Genomic DNA, 6426 nt, shown 5'->3' with positions numbered 1-6426 from the left:
AGGTCGGCGACCAGATCGCCGAGGCGTACCGGGTGCACCACAAGGCCTCCAAGAGCGAGGCACGCCAGCGCGCGATTCAAATGCTCGACCGGGTCGGAATTCCGCAGCCGGACGCGCGCGTGGACGACTACCCGCACCAGTACTCCGGCGGCATGCGCCAGCGCGCGATGATCGCGATGTCGTTGATCTGCAATCCAGAGCTGCTGATCGCGGACGAGCCCACCACGGCGCTCGACGTGACGGTGCAGGCGCAGATCCTGGACCTGATGCGGGATCTCCAGCAGGAGTTCAACAGCGCTCTGATCATCATCACGCACGACCTGGGCGTGGTCGCGGAGCTCGCGGACGACATCATGGTCATGTACGCGGGCAAGGCCGTCGAGTACGGCCCGGCCAAGACCGTGTTCACCGAGCCGGAGCATCCGTACACCTGGGGTCTGCTCGGCTCGATGCCGCGCCTGGACCGTGCGGTACAGGCGCGCTTGCTGCCTATCCCAGGCAGTCCGCCCTCGCTGATCAACGTGCCGGCCGGCTGTGCTTTCCATCCGCGCTGCCGGTTCGCTGACTTGATCGGCGGCCGCTGCACTGAGCAGATCCCGCAGCTCGCCGACAATGGCCGCAAGCACCTGGTCTCCTGTCATCTACGGCCGGACCAGCGTCGCAGCCTGTTCGCCGAGCGGATCGCACCGCAACTCTGACGGTGGCGCCGGCCTGGCGGGTCCGTTGAACCAGCCCCGAACGGGCCCCACATCAGCGCAGGTGCGCTCGCCCGGCTAGCTGATCTCCACCGCCGCCCTACCCCCGAGGCGTATCCCGCTTTAGCGACGATGCGCCTTGGTGCGGTTCTCTTGAGTACAGGCCGCACCGCTGTGGCATTCTGTGGTCCACGACACATTACTGAACGGTAGTTTGGTGGCCGGAATCCCGTATCCTCGGCTGAGGGACTGGAACCGTCCGGTGGCGCTAGCGGTGCGCCGCGGCGGTCCGGCACCCGATTACCGCGAGACCGACCGTGCTGGAGGCGCCGGAGCAATGAAGATCGTCGTCCTTGTGAAGCAGGTACCGGACACGGCGGCCGATAAACGGCTGGACCCGGACACTTTGACCGTCGACCGGGCAGCGGTGGACGGCCTCATCAACGAGATGGACGAATTCGCCATCGAGGAGGCGCTGCAGCTGGTCGAGAAGCACGGCGGGGAGGTGACCGTCGTGTCCATGGGCCCCGAGGACGCCACCGAGGCGTACAAGAAGGCCCTGCAGATGGGCGCCGACAAGGCCGTCTTCCTCACCGACCCGGCGCTGGCCGGCTCGGACTCGATCGCCACGTCCTACGCGCTGGCCCAGGTGCTCGGCACCCTCGAGTACGACCTGGTCATCCTCGGCTGCGAGGCCTCCGACGCGCGCACCTCGATCGTACCGGCGCTGCTGGCCGAGCGGCTCGGCCTGCCGCAGCTGACCTTCGCCGCCAAGGTCGAGGTCGACGGCTCGTCCATCAAGATCAACCGGCAGACCGACTACGGCCACGACGTGGTCGAGGCGAGCCTGCCCGCGGTGGTCTCGGTGGTCGAGAAGATCAACGAGCCGCGCTACCCCTCGTTCAAGGGGATCATGGCCGCCAAGAAGAAGCCGGTGGAGAGCCTGGACGCCGCCGCGGTGTCGATCGAGCCGGCGAAGGTGGGCACGGCCGGTTCCTGGTCCAAGGTGCTCGACGCGGCCGTCGCCCCGCCGCGCGCCAAGGGCGTCATCGTCAGCGACGAGGGCAACGGCGGGGTCGAGCTCGCCGACTTCCTCGCCTCGAAGAAGTTCGTCTAGGAAGGCCGGGTAGCTGTCATGGCTGAGATCCTCGTACTCGTCGACCACGCCGACGGCGCGGTCAAGAAGGTCACCCTCGAACTGCTCACCAAGGCCCGCGAGCTGGGCACGCCGGCCGCGGTCTTCATCGGCGCCGGCTACGACGACGCCAAGGACAAGCTGGCCGAGTACGGCGCGGCGAAGGTGTACGTCGCGGACGACCCCGAGCTGAGCGGCTACGTCGTCGCGCCGAAGGCCGAACTGCTGGCCAAGCTCGTCGCCGACGCGCAGCCGGCGGCGGTGCTGGTCCCGGCCACCGCCGAGGGCAAGGAAGTGGCCGCGCGGCTGGCGATCAAGACCGGCTCCGGCATCCTGACCGACGCGGTGGACCTGAAGCTCGACGGGGACGCCTTCGTCGCCGAGCAGTCCATCTTCGGCGGCTCCTCGATCGTGCACTCCACGGTCACCTCGGGAACCCCGATCGTCGCGCTGCGCCCGAACTCGACCCCACCGGCCGCCGAGCAGGCCGCGGCCGAGCGGGTGGATGTGTCGGTCGAGCTGAGCGACTCGGCGAAGCTGGCCAAGGTCGTGGACCGGGTCGTGGTGCCGAAGGGCGACCGGCCCGAGCTGACCGAGGCGGCGATCGTGGTCTCCGGCGGCCGTGGCGTCGGCTCCGCGGAGAGCTTCTCGGTAATCGAGTCGCTCGCGGACCAGCTCGGCGCGGCGGTCGGCGCGTCGCGTGCGGCGGTGGACTCGGGTTGGTACCCGCACCAGTCGCAGGTCGGCCAGACCGGCAAGACCGTCTCCCCGCAGCTGTACATCGCGGCCGGCATCTCCGGCGCGATCCAGCACCGGGCCGGAATGCAGACCTCGAAGACGATCGTCGCGGTCAACAAGGACCCCGAGGCGCCGATCTTCGAGCTGGTGGACTACGGCGTGGTGGGTGACCTGTTCAAGGTCGTCCCGCAGCTCACCGAGGAGATCGCCAAGCGCAAGTAGCACGCCTGCGGCGCGACGCAGTAGCGCTTCGCACGCTCGTCATAGTGGCCCCGACGACAGCCGTCGGGGCCACTATGCTTGAGAGTGAAATGACTTATCTCGATCACGCGGCCACCACGCCGCTGCACCCGGACGCGGTAGCGGCGATGACCGAGCAATTCGCGCGGGTCGGTAACGCCAACTCGCTGCACGGCTCCGGACGCGCGGCCCGGCGGGTGGTCGAGGAGTCGCGCGAAGCTCTAGCCGAAGCCGTGGGCGCGCGGCCGAGCCACATCGTGTTCACCGGCGGTGGCACCGAGGCCGACAACCTCGCGGTCAAGGGCCTGTACTGGGCCCGCCGCGCGGCCGATCCGCGCCGGACCCGCATCCTGGCGCCGAAGATTGAGCACCACGCCGTGCTCGACCCACTGCAATGGCTCGTCGAGCACGAGGGCGCGAGCGTCGACTGGCTGCCGGTCGACGAGAACGGCCGCGTTCATGCGGCGACCCTGCACGAGGCGATAAGCCGCGACGGCGGACCCGAATCGGTCGCCCTGGTCACCGTGATGTGGGCGAACAACGAGGTGGGCACGGTACAGCCGGTCCACGACCTGGTCGCCGTCGCACACGCCCACGACCTGCCCATCCACTCCGACGCGATCCAGGCCCTCGGCCACCTGCCGCTGGACTTCTCCGCGAGCGGCCTCGACGCGATGACGATCACCGCGCACAAGGCCGGCGGCCCGATCGGTATCGGCGCGCTGCTGTTGGATCGCAAGGCGGAACTCACCCCGCTGCTGCACGGCGGCGGCCAGGAGCGCGATGTGCGCTCCGGCACCCTCGACACCCCCGCGATCGCAGGCTTCGCGGCGGCGGTGACCGCGGCGGTGCGCGAAGTCGAGCACGAGTCGCAGCGGCTGGCCGAGCTACGCGACCTGCTGATCGACGGGGTGCGCCAAACCGTGCCCGACGCGGTGCTGTCCGGCGACCCGGACCGCGGCCTGGAGGCCAGGCTCCCGGGTATCGCGCACTTCTGTTTCCCCGGCTGCGAAGGCGACTCGTTGCTGCTGCTGCTCGACGCGCAGGGCATCGAATGCTCGACCGGCTCGGCCTGCTCGGCCGGCATCGCGCAGCCGAGCCATGTCCTGCTGGCGATGGGCGTCGACCCGGAACTGGCCCGCTGCTCGCTGCGCTTCTCGCTCGGCCGCACCTCTACCGCCGAGGACGTCAAGACGCTGCTCGAAGCGCTCCCCGCGGTGGTCGACCGTGCCCGATCTGCGGGCTTGAGCTAGCGAGCGTGCAGACGCTTCCTACTCCGCCGCCCGAACGTTGGACTCTGTCCACGTTCCCTAAGGACGCGCCGACTCGCGCGGAACTCATCGGTGGCCGACTGGTTTGGTGCGCCCAGACCGGGTGGCACATGCACGTCACTTCGGAACTCCAGCGGCTGTTGCAAGTCCAGGCGCCCGATACGTTCGCCGTGCTGTATCGAATGGCGATCAAACTTGATGAGCGAACGGCGCCCGAGCCAGACCTCTCTTTCAGGCACGCCCACGCGTTCGACTGGGATAAGAGCGTCTTGCTGCCGGACGAAATCGCGCTTGTCGCCGAGGTGGTCACCCCGGGATCCGAGGAGCAGGATCGGTACGTCAAGCCGATCATCTATGCGGCGATGGGTATCCCGACGTTCTGGTTGGTTGAGCGTGGCGCTGACGACGCGCCGATCGTGCACGAACACCAGCGTTTCGGCGGTGTGTATCAACTGAAGCGCACGCACATCGGCCGTTTGAAGACCGAGGTTCCGTTCCCGATCGACATCCCGCTAGCGGCTCCGAAGCCGTAGCGGAGTCCTTCCCTGCTGATCATCTGAACTAATCGGTTCGCGACAGCACGTACCCTAGTAACCATGCGTGTTCTTGCGGCGATGTCCGGCGGAGTCGACTCGGCGGTCGCGGCTGCCCGGGCCGTCGAGGCCGGACATGAGGTGACCGGGGTCCATCTGGCGCTGTCCAAAAACCCGCAATCCTTCCGCACCGGGGCGCGCGGATGCTGCACAGTTGAGGACTCGCGCGACGCCCGGCGGGCTGCCGACGTGATCGGCATTCCGTTCTACATCTGGGATCTGGCCGAGCGCTTCCACGCCGACGTGGTCGACGACTTCGTCAACGAGTACGCCGCGGGCCGCACGCCGAATCCCTGCCTGCGCTGCAACGAGAAGATCAAGTTCGCCGCGGTGCTGGACAAGGCGCTCGCGCTCGGCTTCGACGCCGTGTGCACCGGCCATTACGCGCGCATCGTCGATGGCGCGGACGGCTCGCGTGAGCTGCACCGCTCGGCCGATCCGGCGAAGGACCAGTCCTATGTGCTCGGGGTGCTGGACACCACGCAGCTCGGCCACGCGCTCTTCCCGCTCGGCGATTCGCTGAAGTCCGAGGTGCGGGCTGAGGCCGAGCGCCGCGGCCTCGCCGTCGCCGACAAGCCCGACTCGCATGACATCTGCTTCATCGCGGACGGCGACACCCGGCGTTTTCTCGCCGACCGTCTCGGCACCGAGTCCGGCCCGATCGTGGATTCTTCCGGCGCCGTCCTCGGATCGCACTCGGGTGCCTACGGCTTCACCATCGGGCAGCGTAAGGGCCTGCATATCGGCGATCCGGCCGGCGACGGCCGTCCGCGCTACGTGCTCGACATCTCACCGGTCAACAACACCGTGACCGTGGGTACCGCCGACGAACTCGCGGTGAGCGAGATTGCCGGCGAGCACCCGCGGTGGTGTGGCACTGCTCCATCCGCCGACTTCGAGTGCTTGGTACAGATGCGCGCGCATGGCGACCCTGCCCCGGCGAGCGTGCGTTATGACGCCACGCGAGAGGGAGTAACGGCGCAACTTTCCGCGCCCGTGCGGGGTATCGCACCAGGACAGACCGCAGTGTTCTACGAGGGCACGCGCGTAATCGGTTCGGCGACGATCACTGCGACGCGCCGCGCGAGCGCCGCCACGCAGGACGTATCGGCGTCTGCGTAGCGGCCGCGTTCCGCGGGATCTCGCTTTGGCGTGCGTATGCGTGACGCCGCGTCAGACGTCGAACCGCACGTAAACGCCGCGCCGCTCGTTGTGCGCGACCTCGGCGAGCAACGCGAGGGAACGCAGCAGCGCTCCGTAGCGGTTCGCGTTCCAGTCCGCGCCCCACGCCCGCAGTTCCCAGTCCAGCGCGATCTCGTCGAGTTCCGCGTTGCTGCGGCCACGCAGGCTGCGAGCCAGCGCCGGGCGCACGCACAGCACCACTCGCTCCTCCGTGCCCTGCGCCAGCGCTCCCGGGCCGGGGCCGAGCTCGCGCGCCGGAGTCAGCACCGCCTCGCGCACGACGACCGGGTCATGACCGGTCATCAGCGTGTCCAGCTCCAGCAACTGCGCCGGGTCCAGATCCGCCGCGTCCACGCAGGCCAGGTCGAGCCCGTCGGTGTCGCCCCCGGCGGCCGCCAGCCGCAGCAGTTGCGCGGCGTCCGCCGCGAAGAAGATGGTCTGCACGCGGATTCCCTCCTTAGCCGCTGCTTGCCGTTTTTTTGCTCCCTTGTCACAGCCAACGTCAGACACGCTGCTACCCGTTCCAGCCCGGCCCAGACCTGCTGCGGACCGGCGCTTGGGATCACTACCCC

The 6426-nt window shown here is 68.7% G+C and carries 7 protein-coding genes; 6 read left to right on the top strand and 1 reads right to left on the bottom strand.

The features are described from left to right. The 6 genes from VN779_RS08420 to mnmA form a co-directional block, all read left to right on the top strand. Positions 1-698: ABC transporter ATP-binding protein (locus VN779_RS08420; RefSeq protein ID WP_325721872.1), on the top strand; the 698-nt coding region annotated here is incomplete at its 5' end. Positions 699-1032: 334 nt separating this feature from the next. Beyond that, entirely contained in the window at positions 1033-1812 is a 780-nt protein-coding gene (locus VN779_RS08415; protein WP_325721870.1) for an electron transfer flavoprotein subunit beta/FixA family protein, read from the top strand. Positions 1813-1830: 18 nt separating this feature from the next. Continuing rightward, the gene (locus VN779_RS08410) at positions 1831-2790 is read left to right on the top strand and encodes an electron transfer flavoprotein subunit alpha/FixB family protein (protein ID WP_325721868.1); all 960 of its coding nucleotides are present in this window, start codon (positions 1831-1833) and stop codon (positions 2788-2790) included. Between the two features lie 89 nt (positions 2791-2879). Then, positions 2880-4061 (top strand): cysteine desulfurase family protein, encoded by a 1182-nt coding sequence (locus VN779_RS08405; protein ID WP_325721866.1) that lies wholly within the window; start codon positions 2880-2882, stop codon positions 4059-4061. 5 nt (positions 4062-4066) lie between these two features. Continuing rightward, complete coding sequence (locus tag VN779_RS08400; RefSeq protein ID WP_325721864.1) at positions 4067-4612, top strand: Uma2 family endonuclease; 546 nt, start codon at positions 4067-4069, stop codon at positions 4610-4612. Positions 4613-4675: 63 nt separating this feature from the next. Further along, positions 4676-5794 carry a tRNA 2-thiouridine(34) synthase MnmA gene (gene mnmA / locus VN779_RS08395; RefSeq protein ID WP_325721862.1) on the top strand — a complete coding sequence of 373 codons (1119 nt, stop codon included), beginning with the start codon at positions 4676-4678 and terminating at the stop codon, positions 5792-5794. Positions 5795-5845: 51 nt separating this feature from the next. Here the strand turns inward: mnmA and VN779_RS08390 are convergent, their stop codons facing one another. Next, a complete protein-coding gene (locus tag VN779_RS08390) occupies positions 5846-6298 on the bottom strand; it encodes a hypothetical protein (protein ID WP_325721860.1) in 453 nt (150 codons plus the stop codon). Positions 6299-6426 lie beyond the last annotated feature (128 nt).

Origin of the sequence: Actinocrinis sp. (assembly GCF_035605935.1) — a bacterium.
Classification (GTDB): Bacteria; Actinomycetota; Actinomycetes; order Streptomycetales; family Catenulisporaceae; genus Actinocrinis.
This window is presented reverse-complemented; position numbering and strand designations above follow the sequence as displayed.

What these genes read in the sequence shown, in the direction of transcription:
- mnmA (WP_325721862.1), top strand. Translation starts at nt 4,676, where the DNA reads ATGCGTGTTCTTGCGGCGATGTCCGGCGGAGTCGACTCGGCGGTCGCG.
- VN779_RS08405 (WP_325721866.1), top strand. Translation starts at nt 2,880, where the DNA reads ATGACTTATCTCGATCACGCGGCCACCACGCCGCTGCACCCGGACGCG.
- VN779_RS08415 (WP_325721870.1), top strand. Translation starts at nt 1,033, where the DNA reads ATGAAGATCGTCGTCCTTGTGAAGCAGGTACCGGACACGGCGGCCGAT.
- VN779_RS08410 (WP_325721868.1), top strand. Translation starts at nt 1,831, where the DNA reads ATGGCTGAGATCCTCGTACTCGTCGACCACGCCGACGGCGCGGTCAAG.